Origin of the sequence: Oceanobacillus luteolus, from assembly GCF_023715655.1 — a bacterium.
Lineage (GTDB): Bacteria > Bacillota > Bacilli > Bacillales > Amphibacillaceae > Oceanobacillus > Oceanobacillus luteolus.
This window is the reverse complement of the sequence record NZ_JAMBON010000123.1, coordinates 1-1,130: the sequence shown is the minus strand read 5'-3', so window position 1 is coordinate 1,130 and position 1,130 is coordinate 1. Positions and strand designations below refer to the sequence as shown.

Below are 1,130 nucleotides of genomic sequence, written 5' to 3'. Positions count from 1 at the left end.
CTTAAAGATATATTTGGACCGATGTTTGAAACGATGTTAAAGGGTGAAATGAACCATCATTTAGGCTACGAAACGAACGATAAAGATGAAAAAGAAACAGAAAACAGACGGAATGGTTACAGTAAGAAAACCATCAAAACAAGCTCAGGTGAAGTGGATATTAAGGTGCCACGAGATCGTGACGGTTCCTTTAGTCCTGAACTGATTCCAAAGCGAAAAAAGGACGTCTCTGCAATTGAGAATAAAGTAATTTCCATGTATGCACGCGGGATGTCGCAGCGAGATATTTCGTCAACCATTGAGGATATTTATGGATTTTCTGTATCTCATGAAATGGTGTCAGATATTACCGATCAAGTCCTTCCAGACCTTGAAGAATGGCAGGCTCGGCCTTTAAGTAACTGTTATGCGTTTGTTTTTGTGGATTGTATGTATACAACGATTCGTAATCAATATGAGACAAGAAAATATGCTGTCTACACCATTTTAGGTTATACCATAGAGGGCAATAAGGAAATACTTGGTTTATGGCTCAACGAAACGGAAAGTAAGCATAAATGGATGCAGATCTTTGATGAGATAAAAGCTAGAGGTGTCGAAGACATTTTCTTTATATCAATGGATGGCGTGAGTGGTTTAGAGGAAGGCGCACGGGCTATTTTTCCCGATGTCATTGTACAACGCTGTATCGTCCATTTGATTCGCAATTCGATTAAATACGTTCCAAGTAAAGATTATAAAGCTTTCACTCAAGCGTTAAAGAAAGTTTACAGCGCACCAAGTTTAAAGGCTTGCATAAGTGCCTTTGAATCCTTTAAACAACAATGGGCTACCTATTCAGGAGCCGTTGACGTATGGACAAGGAACTTTAGCCATGTTGAACAACTTTATGATTACGGAAGCGCCATTCGAAAGGTTATGTACACCACCAATGCCGTAGAAAGTATACACTCCAGCTTTCGGAAAGTAACTAAAAAGGGGGCATTCCCGAATGAGAACGCCCTTTTGAAAGTATTATATCTACGTGTGAAAGAACTTGAAAACAAATGGGATGGTGGCCGTATTCAAAACTGGGCCATGGTGATGAACCAGCTTCTTCTTCATGATGAACTGAAAGATAGGGTGTTAAA

The 1,130-nt window shown here is 39.6% G+C and carries 1 protein-coding gene; it reads left to right on the top strand.

Annotation, left to right across the window (positions count from 1 at the left end):
- A partial coding sequence (locus M3210_RS19980; RefSeq protein WP_251518042.1) for an IS256 family transposase occupies positions 1–1,130 on the top strand: 1,130 nt, incomplete at both ends.